At 65.7% G+C, this 16,521-nt stretch carries 13 protein-coding genes; 10 read left to right on the top strand and 3 right to left on the bottom strand.

All coding sequences use genetic code 11. The annotated features are described in order from the left end of the window. Window positions 1–691: 691 nt before the first annotated feature. Both JQ580_RS33335 and JQ580_RS33330 read right to left on the bottom strand, forming a co-directional pair. Window positions 692–1,117, bottom strand: coding sequence for a universal stress protein (locus JQ580_RS33335; RefSeq protein WP_212285553.1), 426 nt, complete (start codon window positions 1,115–1,117; stop codon window positions 692–694). 87 nt (window positions 1,118–1,204) lie between these two features. Next, on the bottom strand, window positions 1,205–1,735 hold the full coding sequence (locus JQ580_RS33330) for a SixA phosphatase family protein (RefSeq protein WP_212285551.1): 531 nt from the start codon (window positions 1,733–1,735) through the stop codon (window positions 1,205–1,207). A 191-nt stretch (window positions 1,736–1,926) separates the two neighbouring features. Between JQ580_RS33330 and JQ580_RS33325 the strand changes: the two genes are divergently transcribed. From JQ580_RS33325 to JQ580_RS33285, 9 genes are all read left to right on the top strand, one after another. Continuing rightward, entirely contained in the window at window positions 1,927–3,396 is a 1,470-nt protein-coding gene (locus tag JQ580_RS33325) for an NAD(P)/FAD-dependent oxidoreductase (RefSeq protein ID WP_212285549.1), read from the top strand. 86 nt (window positions 3,397–3,482) lie between these two features. Beyond that, the gene (msrB, locus tag JQ580_RS33320; RefSeq protein ID WP_212285547.1) at window positions 3,483–3,995 is read left to right on the top strand and encodes a peptide-methionine (R)-S-oxide reductase MsrB; all 513 of its coding nucleotides are present in this window, start codon (window positions 3,483–3,485) and stop codon (window positions 3,993–3,995) included. 200 nt (window positions 3,996–4,195) lie between these two features. Continuing rightward, entirely contained in the window at window positions 4,196–6,448 is a 2,253-nt protein-coding gene (locus JQ580_RS33315; protein WP_212285545.1) for a flagellar hook-basal body complex protein, read from the top strand. 35 nt (window positions 6,449–6,483) lie between these two features. After that, window positions 6,484–8,367: a flagellar hook-associated protein FlgK gene (flgK, locus tag JQ580_RS33310; RefSeq protein ID WP_212285543.1), complete on the top strand. Its 1,884-nt coding sequence runs from the start codon at window positions 6,484–6,486 to the stop codon at window positions 8,365–8,367. Between the two features lie 21 nt (window positions 8,368–8,388). Then, the gene (locus JQ580_RS33305; RefSeq protein WP_212285541.1) at window positions 8,389–10,272 is read left to right on the top strand and encodes a flagellar protein; all 1,884 of its coding nucleotides are present in this window, start codon (window positions 8,389–8,391) and stop codon (window positions 10,270–10,272) included. A 71-nt stretch (window positions 10,273–10,343) separates the two neighbouring features. Continuing rightward, complete coding sequence (locus tag JQ580_RS33300) at window positions 10,344–11,120, top strand: methylenetetrahydrofolate reductase (protein WP_212285539.1); 777 nt, start codon at window positions 10,344–10,346, stop codon at window positions 11,118–11,120. Then, entirely contained in the window at window positions 11,110–12,753 is a 1,644-nt protein-coding gene (locus JQ580_RS33295) for a hypothetical protein (protein ID WP_212285537.1), read from the top strand. Before JQ580_RS33300 ends, JQ580_RS33295 begins: the two co-directional genes overlap by 11 nt. A gap of 1 nt (window position 12,754) precedes the next feature. Continuing rightward, the gene (locus tag JQ580_RS33290) at window positions 12,755–14,008 is read left to right on the top strand and encodes an ATP-grasp domain-containing protein (RefSeq protein WP_212285535.1); all 1,254 of its coding nucleotides are present in this window, start codon (window positions 12,755–12,757) and stop codon (window positions 14,006–14,008) included. Continuing rightward, entirely contained in the window at window positions 14,005–15,504 is a 1,500-nt protein-coding gene (locus JQ580_RS33285) for a pyridoxal phosphate-dependent decarboxylase family protein (protein ID WP_212285533.1), read from the top strand. Before JQ580_RS33290 ends, JQ580_RS33285 begins: the two co-directional genes overlap by 4 nt. Before the next feature lie 91 nt (window positions 15,505–15,595). On the opposite strand, the gene flbT is transcribed toward JQ580_RS33285, so the two are convergent. Beyond that, a complete protein-coding gene (gene flbT, locus JQ580_RS33280; RefSeq protein ID WP_094972350.1) occupies window positions 15,596–16,036 on the bottom strand; it encodes a flagellar biosynthesis repressor FlbT in 441 nt (146 codons plus the stop codon). A gap of 322 nt (window positions 16,037–16,358) precedes the next feature. Here flbT and JQ580_RS34055 point away from each other — a divergent pair. After that, window positions 16,359–16,521: flagellin N-terminal helical domain-containing protein (locus tag JQ580_RS34055; RefSeq protein WP_479683941.1), on the top strand; the 163-nt coding region annotated here is incomplete at its 3' end.

The following is a 16,521-nucleotide window of genomic DNA, read 5'->3' as shown; positions in this document are numbered from 1 at the left end:
TCCTCGCGGCGCATTTCGCCCGAGCTTTGCTTCGTCGCTTCGCCCTCGATTGAAAGAGGGCGCAGGGAAGACCGGGCGCCGGCTGGCACCCGCGGTCCACTGTGCGAATCCTGCGTCATAACAAGCTGCACAGCGGCATACAGGTGGAGCCAGGACAGCCCGGCCTTCCCTGCGCAGTGGCTTTACGGCTTATGTCGTGATCTCCCCGGGGAGCGTTGCACTATTGCCCCCGTCGCCTTGCGGATGTCTGATGCGCTTGCCCGGTTGAGCAAGATACATCACCACAAGACTTGGCGCACAGACCCCGGGCGCCAGGACCACACGATTTTGCCGTACGCCGATCGCACCGGTCGTGTGCGCGAGGCGCCTTGCTCACGGTTGCCCGCCCTGCAAAACCCTTCGCGCCGATGCGATCTGCGTCCACCGCCGCCCGGCCCGCGTTCGTGACGATCGCGATACGCCCCTCTTCCTTGGGCCGGGTTGAGGCGACACATACGCCGTTTCCGAAATTCGGTAAAGTGGAATATATTTTGCGACATGCGTTGACCGCCATCTTGGGTGTTTTGCCCGTCGGGCAACGCAAGCTCTGGTAGCCCAGATGAGCGAAGCGATATCCGGGGGTTCTCACCGCGAGCGGTAACGGGTGTCGCTTCGCTCACACGGGCTACGAATTGCCGACCCGCTGCGCTCTTCAGTGCCTTACCACCAACACCGAGCACTTGGCGTAGCGCACCACATGGCCGGCGTTGGAGCCGAGGAAATAGGTGCGCATTGCCGGCCGGTGCGAGGTCATCACGATCAGATCGGCCTTCATGTGCACGGCTTCCTCCAGGATCTCGTGGTAGATGCCGCCCTGGCGGACCACGCTGGAGATGCGGCTCGGATCGATGCCGGATTCGCGCGCGACGATGGCAAGTGCCTCTTCCGAGGTCTGGCGCTGCTGCTCGTCGAAATCGGCCGGCACGTACTCGGCCAGCATCACCGGCGTCATCGGCAGCACGTTGAGCAGCCGCACGGCTGCGCTCCAGGTCTGCGACAGCGTCGCCGCGGTGGCGATCGCCGGCTTGGCGAGGTCGGTATCGGCGAGGTCGATGGGCACGAGGATGGACTTGAACATCTGCGCCTCCAAATCTGCATTGCCCCGGATCGAACTGGATCGACCGGTCGAGACGGCGCCCGCTCGTCTCATCCCGATCGTGGCAGCCTATCTTAGCAGCTTGGGGCTGGTGAACAGCACCAGCTTGCCGCGGCGGTAGGCCACGTCACCCCAATCCTTGACGTCAAAGTCGAAGATCGCAAGCCCCGCGGTGGGCAGATTGTCGGCGAGCGCCCTGGCGCCATCGGGATCGCCGCCGCCCATCAGCATCAAGGCCGCTTCGTGCATGCCGGGATTGTGGGCGACCAGCAGCAGCTGCTTCGGGTCGGCCGGGGCGGTTGCGGTGCGAATGGAATCCAGGATCTGCGCGGGATCGGCGCCATAGAGTTCCGGCAGGATCTCGACCTGCGGTGTCGGGACGCGGTCCTTCATCGCCTCCCAGGCGGTGTCCCAGGTCTGCCGGGCCCGCACGGCGTGCGACACCAGCACGGCATCGGGGAAGGGGGGATGGGTGGCGATCCAGTCGCCGATCCGGGCGGCATCCTTATGGCCGCGGTCGTCGAGGCGGCGATCCTGGTCACGGCCGCTTGGCGCGTCGGTCTCGGTCTTGGCGTGACGCAGCAACATCAAACGGCGCATGGCATTCTCGAATCGTTCCACGTCCAGACTAATCTACAGGCGCCGGTTGAGGACAAGGTGACAGGGGCCCGGTCGGTATCAAGCGCGACGAGACTAGAACGAATCGTCATCGCGCTTAAGGTTGTTATTTCGAGCATGATCTTTTCGGAAAACCGCTGCACACTTTTCCGGATCATGCTCTAAGAAACGACATGAGCGAGACTTTCACAAGCGTGTCCCAGGAAGAAGCCGGCTTTCGCGACCGTGCGCGGCTGTCGTTCGATCTCGACGCCGACATCTGCGTCATCGGGGCCGGGCTTGCCGGGCTCTCCATCGCGCTGGAGGCGGCCCGGCTCGGGGCCAGTGTCGCGGTGCTCGAGGGCCGCCATATCGGCTGGAACGCCTCCGGCAGCCAGCTCGGCACCGTGATGCCGGGCTTTGCGCTGCCGCTCACCGACCTGATCGAGCGCATCGGCTTCGAGGACGCGCGCGAATTGTGGACGCTGTCGAAGGAGGGCGCCGAGTTCGTCCGGGCCAACGCCACGGAAGCGAACATGCCGGGGATATCTCCGAGCGATGGCGTGCTGGAGGTCTCCAACGTCGATGCCGGCGACCGCCTGATCAGCCGGTTGCAGATGCTGAACGAGGATTTCGACACCGAGGTCGAGGGCTGGCAGGTCGATCGCGTCCGGGAGGTGCTCAAGACCGATCGCTATTTCCACGGCGTCTATTATCCGAAAGCGTTCCAGGTCGACGGCCGCAAATACGTACACGGCCTTGCCGCGCTGGCGCGGCGGGCCGGCGCCCGCATCTTCGAGGACACGCCGGTCGTCAGCATCGATCATTCCGGCATCCGCAAGCGCATCGTCACGCCCTCGGCACGGCTGCGTGCCAGCCACATCGTGCTCGCGGGCAACATCCATCTCGGTGCACCGTTGCGGCGGCTGTCGGAGACGCTGCTGCCGGTCTGGCGCTATGCCGGCATCACCGCGCCGCTCGGCGAGCGCGTGCACGAGGTCATCGCCTTCAAGGGATCGGTGATGGATTCCGACGGTGTCGACCATTTCCGCATCGTCGACGGCGACCGGCTGATGTGGGAGAGCCCGGAGACCACCTGGGCTGCGCGTCCGCAGCGCTTTGCGGGCAGCGTCAAGCGCCGGATCCGCACGATCTTTCCCGCGCTCGGCAATGTCGAGGTCACCGAGATGTTCGGCGGCGTCACCGGCCAGACCGTGCACGGCATGCCGCAGATCGGCCAGTTGCGCAAAGGCCTGTGGGTGGCGAGCGGGTTCGGCCGTCAGGGCATGAACACCTCCGCCATGGCCGGGCAGATGATCGCGCGCAGCATCCTGTGGGGCGACGAGCGCTGGAAGCTGTTCTCGCCGTTCGAACTGGTCTGGGCCGGCGGCGCAACCGGGCGGGTCGCAGGCCAAATTGTCGGGATCTGGGGTAGGGCGAGTTCCGCCGCCGCAGGCTCGCTCGCCCGCTACCGGGAACGCGCCAGGGTCAAGGACCGCCAGCGCGAGGCCCGTCTCGCCGAAGCCAATCGGGCCGCCGGCACGGGTCCGCGCCGTCCTCCGCCCGGCGTCAGGTCGCGGCCGGCCCTACCGCCGAAACCCGCATCCCGAGAGGGACATCAGGTCGCGGAACCGGCGTCGCATGATGGCGCTGCCTCCCAATAAGTTGAGAGAAATTCCGCCTGGACGTGTAACATTTGCCGTTAGACCCCGTATCTCAGGGCGTGGACTCGTCCCGCACGGAGAATGAGATGTTTGACCGCCGCATCCTGTTGACGACTGCCGCCGGCCTGTTCGGGCTTGGAGCCTTCCGCTGGCTGAGAGGAACGCCCGCCGTAGCCGGCGAGAAAGCCGCGGAAAAGTTCGAGATTACGAAGACCGAGGCCGAATGGCGCGCCCAGCTCACGCCGCAGCAATATGAGATCCTGCGCAACCACGGCACCGAGCGGCCGGGCTCCAGCCCGCTGCTGAAAGAGCACCGCAAGGGCACCTTCGCCTGCGCCGGCTGCGACCTGCCGCTGTTCGCCTCAGAGACCAAATTCGAGAGCGGCACCGGCTGGCCGAGCTTCTACCAGCCGATCGAGGGCAATGTCGGCAAGACCGAGGACCGTACCTACGGCATGCTCCGCACCGAGGTGCATTGCCGGCGCTGCGGCGGCCATCTCGGACACGTCTTCGACGACGGCCCGAAGCCGACCGGACTGCGCTACTGCATCGACGGTTTCGGGCTGGTTTTCCACCCGGCGGCGGCGTCGGCAACGTAGGTTCTTCACCGCCGAAAGCGACTATGTGTCCCGGCAATTGTTGCCGGTCCCGGCAAATGTGCCCCGGTCATCGGACCGGGGCCTTTTTGTTAAGTGATTGAATTCCTGAAGATACCTGCATTGGCATAGCCTTTGCGACTGTCTCCTCCGACTGCGGCCCTGGTCGACCGGCCGCCGAGATCGGATTTGGAGACAAAGTTATGGGTATCTTCGATGCAATGAACACCTCGGTGGGTGGCCTGCAGGCGCAGTCCTACGCGCTGCAGAACATTTCCGGCAACATCGCGAACTCATCCACCACCGGTTACAAGGGCATCGGCACCAGCTTCGTCGACCTCATCCCCGACTCCTCGGTTCCGAGCAAGCAGGTCGCGGGCGGCGTGACCGCCAACGCCAAGGCCACCATCACCACCCAGGGCACGATCTCGGGCTCCACCGTCGCCACCAACATGGCGATCACCGGCGACGGCTTCTTCTCGATCCAGAAGGCGAGCGGCGTCGTCGACAACGTGCCTGTCTTCACCGGGGTCACCTATTACACGCGGCGTGGCGACTTCCAGCTCAATGCCAACGGCAATCTGGTCAACGGCGCCGGCTACTATCTGATGGGCGTCACGGTCGACCCCAAGACCGGCAACCCGACCGGCAGCGTGGCAAACGTCCTGCAATTCCAGAACAACTTCATTCCGGCGCAGGCGACCACCTCGATCCAGTACGCCGCGAACCTGCCGACCCAGCCGAACACGGTGGCGAAGACGACCGCATCGACCGGCACGCTGCTGGCGGCCGGCGGTCTGAACCCGTCCGATTTCTCCGCCAACCCGTTGCCGGTCGGCACGCCGCCGGCGCCCTATGCCAACGCGCTGGTGTCTGGCGCGGCTGCAACCGGCAACATCCGCTCGCCCTACTCGTCGACGACGGCCACGGGCACGGTCGCACTGCAGAACAATTCGTCCGCAGTGGCCTCGACCACCACGTCGCTCGACAATGCGGTCGGCACGCATCTCGCGTCCAGCATCCTCACCGCACTGAGCGGCCAGACGCTGACGATCAACGGCAACACCGTCACGTTCAACGGCGGCACGACGGTCTCGACCGTCGGTAGCAACACCACGATCGGTCTCGGCGCGGGCACGACGGCCACGGTGGCCAGCATCCTGAACGCGATTCAGACCGCCGGCGGCGCTGGCGTCACCGCCACGCTGTCCGCCAGCGGCAACATCGTGATCTCCAGCGGCACCGGCACCGACGTGGCTGTCGGCAGCGGCACGGCCGCCACCGCGCTCGGCATCAGCAGCGTGACCCGCGGCGGCAACGTGCTGTCCTCGCCTGCGATCTCGGGTGCAACGGTGCTGAGCGGCAGCGCGACCGCCGGCGGCGCCCAGGTGCTCTCCTCCGGCTTCGCCGCCGGCGACACAATCACGGTTGACGGTCAGACGCTGACCTTCATGGCCTCGGGTGCCTCGGGTGCGAACCAGATCAACATCACGGACAACATCACGACCCTGCTCGGCAAGATCGATGCCCTCGCAGGCGCCTCGGGGTCGTCGGTCAGCAGCGGCGGCGTCATCACGCTGAACACCGGCACCGTCTCCAACCTGTCGGTGTCCAGCTCGAACAGTGCGGCCTTCGCCGCGCTCGGCTTCACCTCGACCATCACCAAGAACCGCGACGGCGGCGGCACCGCCGGCACCGGCGGTGTGATCGGCAACGACATTTCCACCTTCACCAAGGAATCGATCAGCGGTGGTGCGGTGACCGCCTACAACGCCGCGGGCACGCCAGTGAACCTGCAATTGCGTTGGGCCAAGACCGACAGCGCCTCGCTCGGCGCGGGTCATTCGGATAGCTGGAACCTGTTTTACCAGACCGATCCGAACGCGACCGGCACGACCGTCGGCTGGGTCAATACCGGCCAGACCTTCACCTTCGCCGCCGACGGCTCGCTGACCTCGCCGAGCGGCTCGGGCATCACCATCAACAATGTCAGCGTCAGCGGCCAGTCGCTCGGCTCGGTTGCCTTCAACATCTCCACGGGCGGACTGACGCAATATGCCAGCACCAGCGGTGCGGTGACCATCAACACGATCACCCAGAACGGTTATGCCGCCGGTCAGCTCCGCTCGGTCGCCGTCAACAACAGCGGCATCGTGGTCGGCACCTTCTCGAACGGCCAGAACCTCAACCTCGCTCAGGTTCAGTTGTCGCATTTCAACGGCACCAACTATCTGAAGGCGCTTGACGGCGGTGCCTATGCCGCAACCGAACAGTCGGGACCTGCCATCGATGGCGCTTCGGGCACCATCAGCGGCTCGTCGCTGGAGGGTTCGAACACCGACATCGCCGACGAATTCACCAAGTTGATCGTGACCCAGCAGGCCTACTCGGCCAACACCAAGGTGATCACGACCGCGAATTCGATGGTGCAGGACCTCTTGAACGTGTTGCGCTGATCGGCGCGTAACGTAACCAAAGGCGGCCAGTCAACATGGGTTTGAGTTCAGCCCTCGCCAGTGCGATGAGCGGTCTGCGTGCCAACCAGGCCGCGCTCTCGATCGTCTCCTCGAACGTCGCGAATTCGCAGACGCCGGGTTACGTCGTCCAGACCCCGAACCAGATCGAGGTCACCACCGGCGATTTCGGCTCGACGGCGATGACGACCGGCGTCAGCCGGGAGCTCGACACCTATGTCCTGAACCAGCTGCGCACCGAGACCGGCGGCAGCGGCTACGCCGACCAGATGGCCAGCATCCTGAAGCAGCTTCAGAATGTCTATGGCACGCCCGGCAACAGCGGCACGCTCGAAACCGCGCTGAACAAGTTCACCACGGCGCTGCAGGCGCTGTCGACCAGCTCGGGCGCCTCGTCGGCGCAAACCGTTGCGCTCGGCGCGGCGCAGGCGCTGGCGACCCAGCTCAACGTCACCGCCAAGGGCATCCAGTCGCTGCGCTCCAACGTCGAGCAGGATCTCGGCAATTCGGCGCAAGCCGCCAACGTCGCCATGCAGCAGGTCGCCGACATCAACACCAAGCTGCAGGGCCTGTCGGCCAACGACCCCTCGGCCGCGACGCTGATGGACCAGCGCGACCAGGCCATCAACACGCTGTCGAAATATGTCGACGTCCGCGTCACCACCGACGGTTCGAACCAGGCCAATATCTACACCACGACGGGCATCCAGCTCGTCGGCGCGGGGCTCGCCTCGCAATTCACCTTTACCTCGGCCGGCGCGCTGTCGGCGACGTCGCTCTACAACATCGATCCGGCCAAGTCCGGGGTCGGCGCGCTCAACATCGTGCTGCCGAACGGCTCGAAGGTCGACGTCGTCGCCAACAGCGTGGTCTCCTCGGGCCAGATCGCGGCCGATCTGAAGCTGCGCGACCAGACGCTGGTGCAGGCGCAGGACCAGATCGATCAGCTCGCCGCCACGATGGCGAGCGCACTGTCGGACAAGACCACGGCCGGCACCACGGTGTCGGGTCCACCGGCCGGCTTCGACATCGACCTTGCCGGTGCGCAGCCGGGCAACACCGCAACTTTCACCTACACCGACACGGCGACCAATACCCAGCGCCAGGTCACGCTGGTCAACGTCACCGATCCGACGGCGCTGCCGCTGCAAAATGCGACCAACGCCAACCCGATGCGGATCGGCGTGAATTTCTCCGGCGGCATGGGCGCGATCGCCGCGGCCCTCAACACGGCGCTCCCTACGTCGCACCTGACATTCTCCGCCGCCCCGTCGCCGGCGACCGCGACGACGCTGCGGATCACCGACGACAACAGCGGCCTCGCCAAGGTCAATTCGTCCTCGATCTCCAAGACCATCACGTCGCTGACCTCGGGCAATCCCCAGCTGCCGCTGTTCACCGACGGCGGACAGGCGCTCTACACCGGCGCGATCACCGGCTCGGGCTCTCAGATGACCGGCCTTGCCGGACGCATCGCGGTGAACACGCAACTGGTCGCCGATCCGACCCGGATGTCGGTGTACAACACCTCGCCGGTGACGCCCGCGGGTGACACCGCGCGTTCGGACTATCTCTACTCGCAGCTCACCTCGGCGGTGTTCTCCTATTCGCCATCGAGCGGCCTCGGCTCGCCGAGCCAGCCCTTCACCGGCAGCGTCTCGAACTACCTGCAGCAATTCCTCAGTGTCCAGGCCAATTCCGCCACCCAGGCCACCCAGTTGCAGCAGGGCCAGAGCGTCGTGGTCTCGACGCTGCAGGCCAAGTTCAACTCGACCTCCAGCGTCAACCTGGACTCGGAGATGTCGAACCTGATCCAGCTCCAGAACGCCTACGCCGCCAACGCTCACGTCATGTCGGTGGTGCAGAGCATGATGAATACGTTGCTCCAGGCTCAAGGGTAACAAGTAACAGGGCTCTGAAACATGTCGATCAGCAGCATCAACTATTCCTCGTCGATCCTCGGCTCGCAGATCCGCAATATCAATCAGCAGCTCACGGACCTGTCGACGCAGCTCTCGACCGGCAAGCTGTCGCAGAACTATTCCGGGATGGGCACCAACGAGGGCTTTGCGATCGCCGGGCGCGCGCAGCTCTCCAACATCGCCGCCTATACCGACACAATCACCAACGTCAATGTCAGCATCAACCTCGCCAACACCGCGTTGCAGTCGCTGACCAAGATTCGCAGCACGGTGCAGACGGGCGCGGCCAATACCGCGCAGGATCTCAACGTCAACGGCCAGACCATCGCGCAGAACACCGCCGCAGCCCAGTTCGGCTCGATGGTCGGCGTGCTCAACACGCAGACCGGCAACCGCTATCTGTTCTCCGGAACCGCCGTCAGCACGCAGTCGGTCGCGAATGCCGGCGACATCATCAACGGCACCACGACGCAGGCGGGGTTCAAGACCGTGATGGCGGAGCGCCAGGCCGCCGATCTCGGCGCCAACGGCATGGGTCGCCTGGTGCAGACGCAGCCGACGCCGAGCTCGATCCAGGTGGCGGAAGACGCCGCCGGATCGCCGTTCGGGCTCAAGCTCAAGGCGGTGTCCTCGACCCTGACGGGCGCGACCATCACCGGCCCGAGCGGCTCGCCGGTGTCGTTTTCGGTCGATCTCAACGGCGTCAATCCGAACAATGGCGACAAGCTGAGCGTGCAGTTCACGCTGCCGGACGGCTCGACCGAGCAGATCGACCTGACGGCGTCGACGGCCACGCCGACGCCGCTCGGCAGCTTTGCGATCGACGCCAGCACCCCCGTCAATCCGACCAACACCGCCAACAGCCTCAACACCGCGCTGAACACCGCAATCACGAAACTCGCTAACACCTCGCTGGTCGCGGCATCCGCAGTCGTCGCCGGCGACAATTTCTTCAACACGGCAAGCTCGGCGATCGGCACGGCCAAGACCAACCAGGCGGCGACGCCCGCGCCGATCAGCGGCGCAACGGCGCTGTCGGGCGCGAGCCCCTCGGACTCGATCTCGCCGGGCTTCGTTGCGGGCGACACCATCACCGTCAACGGCACCACACTGACGTTCGTTGCGTCGGGCGCGACCGGCAACCAGCTCAACGTCACCGACAGCATCCAGAATCTGCTCGGCAAGATCGACCAGATCACGGGGACATCGAAGCCCTCGACGGTCCATGGCGGATCGATCACGATCAACACAGACGATGCGGCGAGTTTGAACATCACGAGTTCGAATACCGGCGCGCTCGGTTCGCTCGGCTTCAGCGCGACGCCGGTGACCGCGACCCAGCCGCCGCTGCGCGTCGGCTCCTCGCCCGCGAGCTCGGCGACGACGCTGGTCAACGGCTCGGCCAACACGGTGAAATGGTACCTCGGCAATGACGGGCCCGGCTCGCCGCGTTCGACCGCGATGGCGCGGGTCGACGATTCCGTCTCGGTGCAGTACGGCGCCCAGGCAAACGAGGACGCGATCCGAGGCCTGCTGCAGGCGACCGCGGTGTTCGGGACGTTCTCCACCTCGCCGACCGGGCAGTATTCCGGCGGGCAGGTCGCCGCGCTGAGCCTGCGCACCACCCAGGCGCTGACCCAGCAGCCCGGCCAGCAGCGCATCGAGGACATCCAGACCGACATCGCGATGGCCCAGAACACGATGAAGGATGCGAGCACGCGCCAGACCCAGGCCAAGGCGCAGCTCCAGAGCATCATCGACCAGGCGGAATCGGCCTCGCCCGACCAGGTCGCGAGCCAGCTGCTGGCGCTCCAGAACGCGCTGCAGGCGTCCTACCAGGTGACCTCGAACCTGGCGCAGCTCTCGCTCGTCAAGTTCCTGTAACGACGCGTTAAGGCGCCGTTAACCATGCCTCTTTACCTCTTGGTGAGGATTGGAGCGGGGCGGAGCCGTCGATGTCGGACAAGATGCAATTGGTGGTGGCAACGCCGTGCTTCGGCGGCCAGGTCTCGAGCATCTATGCGAGCTCGATCTTCGCGCTGCAGCGGGCCGTGCACGGCATGTCCAACCTCGAGCTCAAGGTGCTGCTGCGCGACGGCGACGCGCTGATCACCCGCGCGCGGGCCAATTTGGTCGCGATGTTCCTGGACGATCCCAGGGCGACGCATTTCCTGTTCATCGACGCCGATATCGGCTTCAAGCCGGAGCAGGTGTTCAGGCTGATCGAATGCGGGGCGGACGTCGTCGCCGGCTGCTATCCGATCAAGCGGATCAACTGGGACAAGGCCGCGCGGGCAATCCAGTCCGGCCGCACCGACGTGCCGGCCGCCTCGCTCGATTACGTGCTCGAGATCGAGGACCCCGACCGCATCGTCGTGGTCAACGGCTTCACCCGCGTGCGCTATGCCGGCACCGGCTTCCTGATGATCCGGCGCCAGGCGCTGGAGGCGATGTGCCGCCATCCGGACCATGCGGCCCTGCAGTTCTTCCGCGAGCATTCGCACGACACGCTGGCGGCGAGCCAGAACCGGTTTGCGCTGTTCGAATGCATGATCGACCCCGCGACCGGCACATATCTTTCCGAGGACTTCGCCTTCTGCAAGCGCTGGACCGGCATCGGCGGCGAGATCTGGGCCGACATCCAGAGCTCGCTCGATCACGTCGGGCCGTCGGTGTTCCACGGCGACATCGCCTCGCAATTCGCGCCGGCGGCTGCGGCCGATGCGGCGTGAGCCTTCCGGGATGAGCGCCGGCGCATCCCGTCTGTCAGGTCTGGAGCCCGTCCGCGACGGCGGCTCGCGTTATCGCCTGCGCGATCTCTTCACGCCATTGGACACGCTGCTCGTCTCCGGCGGCGATCCGCGGCTGGCGCTCGACGTCCGGGATCGCGTCAACGGCTATGGCTGTTCGGCATCGCCGGAGCCGGAGATCTGGAATTTCGCCTCCTCGACCGCATCGACGATCTCGCAAGCGGCTTACGACCGTGCGGCGCTGGCGCGCGAAGAGCTGATGCACAAATGCCTGTTCGACGAGGTCGAGATCGCGTTCGATGCGCGCTGCGAGGACATGCGGGACGAACTGCGCGACCATCTCAAGCTCGCTGCGCGCGTCGACATCGTGTTCTCGCCCTCCGGCACGGACTCCCAGCTCCACGCCTTGTTCCTGGCGGGTGTCTTGCTCGGGGCGCCGCCGGTGACGATCGTGGTCGGCGCCGACCAGACCGGAACCGGGACGATCCATACTGCCCGCGGGCACCATTTCAGCTCGATGACGGCGAGCGGCCTTGCGGTTCGCAAGGACGGTGCGGTCGCAGGGCTTGCCGGCACCACTGTGGCTTTGCCGCTGCTCGGGCCCGGGATTGCGATGCGCGCGGACAGCGACGCCGCCGTCTTGGATGCGATCGAGGCCACGATCGCGCAAGGCGCGCCCGTGCTGCTCCAGATCATGGATGCATCGAAGCTGGGCTGGCGCGCACCAAGCGAGGCCTGTCTCGACGAGATCGCGCGGCGCTGGCCGCGCAAGGTCCAGATCGTCGTCGACGCCTGCCAGGCCCGGCTCGGTCGCCGCCGGCTGCGCTCCTATCTCGACCGCGGCTATCTGGTGCTGATGTCAGGCTCGAAATTCTTCGGCGGGCCTGCCTTCAGCGGTGCGGTGCTGGTGCCGAAGGGTCTTTCGCGGTCCCTCGACCGGGTCGAGAGGATCCCGGCTGGCATTTTCGATTATGCCGGCCGTTGCGATTGGCCGATGGGCTGGACGGCGCTGCGTTCGCGCTTCGAACGCCGTCCGAACTTCGGTCAATGGCTGCGCTGGGAAGCGGCGCTGGCCGAGATCGGCCGCTACTACGCCGTACCCGATGCTTTCCGCGCCAAGATGCTCGCCGAGCTGGCCGCTGGCATCGGCAGCATGATCGCGCTGTCGCCGTCTTTTCGCCCCGTCCCAACCGCGATCGGGACCGCCGGCGCGGATGACGAGGAATTTGCACAAGCCACGATCTTTCCGTTCATCCTGCTGCGCGACGGCAAGCCGGTCTCGATCGCCGAGACCGGGGCCGTGCATCGGGCGCTGGCGCGTGACATGAGCGAGGCGATCGGCGGCAGCGCTGCGGACCGGCAGGTTGCCGTGCGGCGCTGCCTGGTCGGCCAGCCGGTCCGGCTGGGGCTGCAGGACGAGGCACCGCAGGCCGCGCTGCGCCTCTGCGTCGGCGCGCGGCTCGTGACCGAAGCCTGGTCGCCCGACATGGCGCAGGCGCAACGCAACGTGCAGGAAATTCTCGATCGCATCGCCCATGTCCTGGTCAAGATCGAACTGCTGCTCGACCGTGGCGCGGTCGCGGCGGTGCCGGCAAACTCTGCGTTCGAGGTGTGAGATGCATCATCCGGTTTCCGCGCCGCTTCGCATCACCGCAGCGAATTATGCCGACCGCATCGGCTTCGCGCAGCTGACGCGCCAGGCCTTCGAAGGTGTCGACCTGCATCCGTTGCGCGACCAGTTGCTGACGCGGATCGCGGCGGGGACGGCGCTGGCGGGAGAAGGGCTCGATCTGTCGTTGATCACCCAGCTGCTTGGCGACAAGGATCAGGGGCTTGCGATCCAGTCGGAGGTGCTGGCCTTCCACCAATTGTTCCGCACGCCGAGCGCGGCTCCGAAGCCGGGCTTGCGCGTGCTCGCGCTTGCAGCCGACATCGATATGGGCGGCAACACGCCGATCGATTTTCTGCTCGAAGGCTCCGACATTGAGCTGTTGACGCTCTACGTGGTCAAGGGCGTCGGTCTGACGAAGGATTTGCCCGAGCACGACGTTGCCATCGTGGTCGCATCCGATTCCGAGGAATGCCGTGAGGCGTTGGCTTCGATCGAGAAGGTCGCGCCGCATTGGCCGCGGCCACTGCTCAATCGGCCCGATCGCATCGGCAACCTCGATCGCGACAAGCTGCACCGGCTGCTGGCCGGCGTGCGGGGTCTCGACATTCCCGCGACGATTCATGCGACGCGCGCGCAATTGTCCGACCTTTCGCGAGGACAGATCGCATGCCGGGACATCGCGGGTGAATTGCGCTTTCCGATGATCGCGCGGCCGCGCGGCTCGCACGCCGGTGTCGGGCTCGCCAAGCTCGACGATGCCGCGGCGATCGCCGCCTATCTTGCCGAGCGTAATGAGCAGGATTTCTTCGTCGCGCGCTTCGTCGACTATGTGAGCCCCGACGGGCTGTACCGCAAATATCGTCTCGCGATGGTCGACGGCAAGCCCTACGCCTGCCACATGGCGATCGCCGATCGCTGGGACATCTGGTATCTCAACGCCAACATGGCGTTCAGCGACGAGAAGCGAGCGGAAGAGGCGGTCTTCATGCGCGACTTCGACCACGCCTTCGCGGCGCGCCACGGACGCGCGCTCGACGAGATGAGCCGGCGCGTCGGCCTCGATTATTTCATCGTCGATTGCGCCGAGAACCAGAGCAACGAGCTGCTGGTTTTCGAAGCCGACAACACCGCCGTCGTGCACAACATGGATTCGCCGGAGGTGTTTCCGTACAAGCCGCCGCAGATGCGCAAGATCTTCGCGGCGTTCTCGGCGATGCTGGCGCGGCACGCGAGAGCAGGCGAGGGGAGTGCGACATGAACGAGCTCATTCGCAACGCGCAAAGCTCCGTCGCACACACCTCGCTCGATCCGCAGGACTGGAGCGAATTTCGCACGCTCGCCCATCGCATGCTCGACGATGCGATCGAGGGCATTGCCAACGTTCGGGCGCGCCCGGTCTGGCAGCCGATTCCGGATGCGGCCCGCGCGGCCTTTAGGGCGGACGTGCCGCACGAGGCGAGCGAGCTCGCCGAGGTCTATCGCGAATTCGTCGCGCATGTCGCGCCCTATGCGACCGGCAACGTCCATCCGGGCTTCATGGGCTGGGTGCATGGCGGCGGCACCGCGGTCGGCATGATCGCGGAGATGCTTGCGGCCGGCCTCAACGCCAATCTCGGTGGACGCGACCACATGCCGATCGAGGTCGAGCGCCAGATCGTCGACTGGATGCGCCGGCTGTTCGCGTTTCCGGACAGCGCGAGCGGCATCTTCGTCACGGGCACGTCGATGGCCAATTTGATGGCGGTGCTGGTGGCGCGTACCGCTGCGCTCGGCACGCTGGCGCGGCAGCACGGCATCGGCAATGACGGCGCGGTGCTGACCGCCTATACGTCGCAGGCCGCGCATGGCTGCGTCTCCAGGGCCATGGACATCGCCGGGCTCGGCACCGATGCGCTGCGCAGGATCGGAGTCGATGCCGATCATCGCATCGACGTCGCCGCGCTGCGTGCGCAGATCACCGTCGATCGCGAGGTCGGTTTCAAGCCGTTCATGGTCGTCGCGTCTGCCGGCACGGTGGACGTTGGTGCGATCGACGACCTCAAGGCGATCGCGGAGCTGTGCCGCGAGGAGGGCATCTGGTTTCACGTCGACGGTGCTTTCGGTGCGCTCGCGATCTTCTCGCCCGAGCTCGCGCCGCTGCTCGGCGGCATCGAGCTCGCGGATTCCATTGCGCTCGACTTCCACAAATGGGGACAGGTGCCCTACGACGCCGGTTTCCTGCTGGTGCGCGACGGCGATCAGCATCGGCAGGCCTTTGCGCAGCCCGCGGCCTATCTGCGCCGCGAGGCGAGGGGGCTTGCGGCGGGCGCGATCTGGCCCTGCGATCTCGGCCCCGATCTGTCGCGCGGCTTCCGCGCGCTGAAGACGTGGTTCACGCTGAAGACATTCGGCATCGACCGGCTCGGTGCGACGATCACGCGAAGCTGCGCGCTGGCGAAATATCTGGAGGCCCGCGTCCTGGCCGAGCCGCGGCTGGAATTGCTGGCGCCGGTCAACCTCAACATCGTCTGCTTCCGCTACCACGCCGATGATGCGGTCAATCGCGAGATCGTCGCCGACATCCATGAGTCCGGAATAGCGGCGCCCTCGAGCACGACGCTGGACGGCAGATTTGCGATCCGCGCCGCGATCGTCAATCACCGCACCGAGGAGGCGGACATCGATGCGCTGCTGGGAGCCGTGCTGGAGTTCGGCGGCCGGCGGTGCGGCGACGGAGTGATCGAGGTCGAGGCACCTCCGCTCGCGGCGCAATAGCCCTGGCGCATGAGCTAAACGACAACGGCCCCGGAGGCGATCCGGGGCCGTTGTCGTTTCGCGGGGCGCGTGGTGCGCGCGAACGCGCGTGTCAGGCGGCTGAGCTCACGTCGTCCTTGGCCGCTTCGGTCAGGGGATGGGTGGCCTCGAACTGGCTGCGCAGCTTCTCTTCATAGGCGATCAGCTTGCGGGCGTCCTTCAGCGCCCGGTAGAGGTCGCCGTTCAGGATATTGTTGTTGATGCCCTCGATGATCGGCCAGGCGCTCGGCACCGCGGTGACGATATCGCGGACCAGGTTGAAGTAGGTGCCGTGCTGGCTCTGCGGATCCGGCGAGATGTACATCAGCTGGACCGCCAGATAGACGAGCTTGGCAGGCGAATCCGCGGTCTCCGGCGTGAGGATGTCGCGCTCGCGCAGGATCGGCACGTTGTCGCCGTCGATGAGGAGGCGGGCGCGCTGGTCCGTATTGGTAATCACGCAGTTACCGACGATGATGCGTTCGTGCGGTCTGAGCTCGACCTTGAGGGCCATTGCCTGTTCTCCATCAACGCTTTCGTAACCGAGCGTTCGTTGCGGCCTGTGAAGTGGTGATTCTCGCTCGCAACTAGTTAACGACCTGTAAATTCCCGCTGTTCGCGTCAAAAAGCGCAATGATTTCAGATGCGCGCGCGTGCGGCGGCGCAGCGATGCGCGTGGTTTCCGGGGCCGAATCAGCCGTGGCCCGGCGAAAGCGCGAGTTTCATTTCATGTTTCGTTAGAGGTCTCGGCGCCACGGTCCGCCGGTCGCTGGGTCACTCTCGATCCAAGCAGACGAGTAAAAGTAGCGTCGGTTTACCAGAAAGGTAACAGAGTTATGTCAGGCATCGTCCTCTCCGCATCGGTTCGTCAGAACCTGCTCTCCCTCCAGTCCACTGCTGATCTCCTCGCCACCACGCAGAACCGTCTGTCGACCGGCAAGAGCGTCAACTCGGCCCTGGACAATCCCACCAACTTCTTCACCGCCCAGTCGCTCGACA

Origin of the sequence: Bradyrhizobium sp. SZCCT0148 (genome assembly GCF_018129985.1) — a bacterium.
GTDB lineage: Bacteria > Pseudomonadota > Alphaproteobacteria > Rhizobiales > Xanthobacteraceae > Bradyrhizobium > Bradyrhizobium japonicum_H.
Note: the sequence above shows the minus strand (reverse complement) of the source record. Positions and strands in the feature narration are given on the sequence as shown.

Excerpts from the sequence above, each read along its gene's own strand:
- JQ580_RS33290 (WP_212285535.1), top strand. The coding sequence starts at position 12,755 with ATGCATCATCCGGTTTCCGCGCCGCTTCGCATCACCGCAGCGAATTAT.
- msrB (WP_212285547.1), top strand. The coding sequence starts at position 3,483 with ATGTTTGACCGCCGCATCCTGTTGACGACTGCCGCCGGCCTGTTCGGG.
- JQ580_RS33295 (WP_212285537.1), top strand. The coding sequence starts at position 11,110 with ATGCGGCGTGAGCCTTCCGGGATGAGCGCCGGCGCATCCCGTCTGTCA.
- JQ580_RS33330 (WP_212285551.1), bottom strand. The coding sequence starts at position 1,735 with ATGCGCCGTTTGATGTTGCTGCGTCACGCCAAGACCGAGACCGACGCG.
- JQ580_RS33305 (WP_212285541.1), top strand. The coding sequence starts at position 8,389 with ATGTCGATCAGCAGCATCAACTATTCCTCGTCGATCCTCGGCTCGCAG.
- flgK (WP_212285543.1), top strand. The coding sequence starts at position 6,484 with ATGGGTTTGAGTTCAGCCCTCGCCAGTGCGATGAGCGGTCTGCGTGCC.
- JQ580_RS33315 (WP_212285545.1), top strand. The coding sequence starts at position 4,196 with ATGGGTATCTTCGATGCAATGAACACCTCGGTGGGTGGCCTGCAGGCG.
- JQ580_RS33285 (WP_212285533.1), top strand. The coding sequence starts at position 14,005 with ATGAACGAGCTCATTCGCAACGCGCAAAGCTCCGTCGCACACACCTCG.
- JQ580_RS33335 (WP_212285553.1), bottom strand. The coding sequence starts at position 1,117 with ATGTTCAAGTCCATCCTCGTGCCCATCGACCTCGCCGATACCGACCTC.
- JQ580_RS33325 (WP_212285549.1), top strand. The coding sequence starts at position 1,927 with ATGAGCGAGACTTTCACAAGCGTGTCCCAGGAAGAAGCCGGCTTTCGC.
- flbT (WP_094972350.1), bottom strand. The coding sequence starts at position 16,036 with ATGGCCCTCAAGGTCGAGCTCAGACCGCACGAACGCATCATCGTCGGT.
- JQ580_RS33300 (WP_212285539.1), top strand. The coding sequence starts at position 10,344 with ATGTCGGACAAGATGCAATTGGTGGTGGCAACGCCGTGCTTCGGCGGC.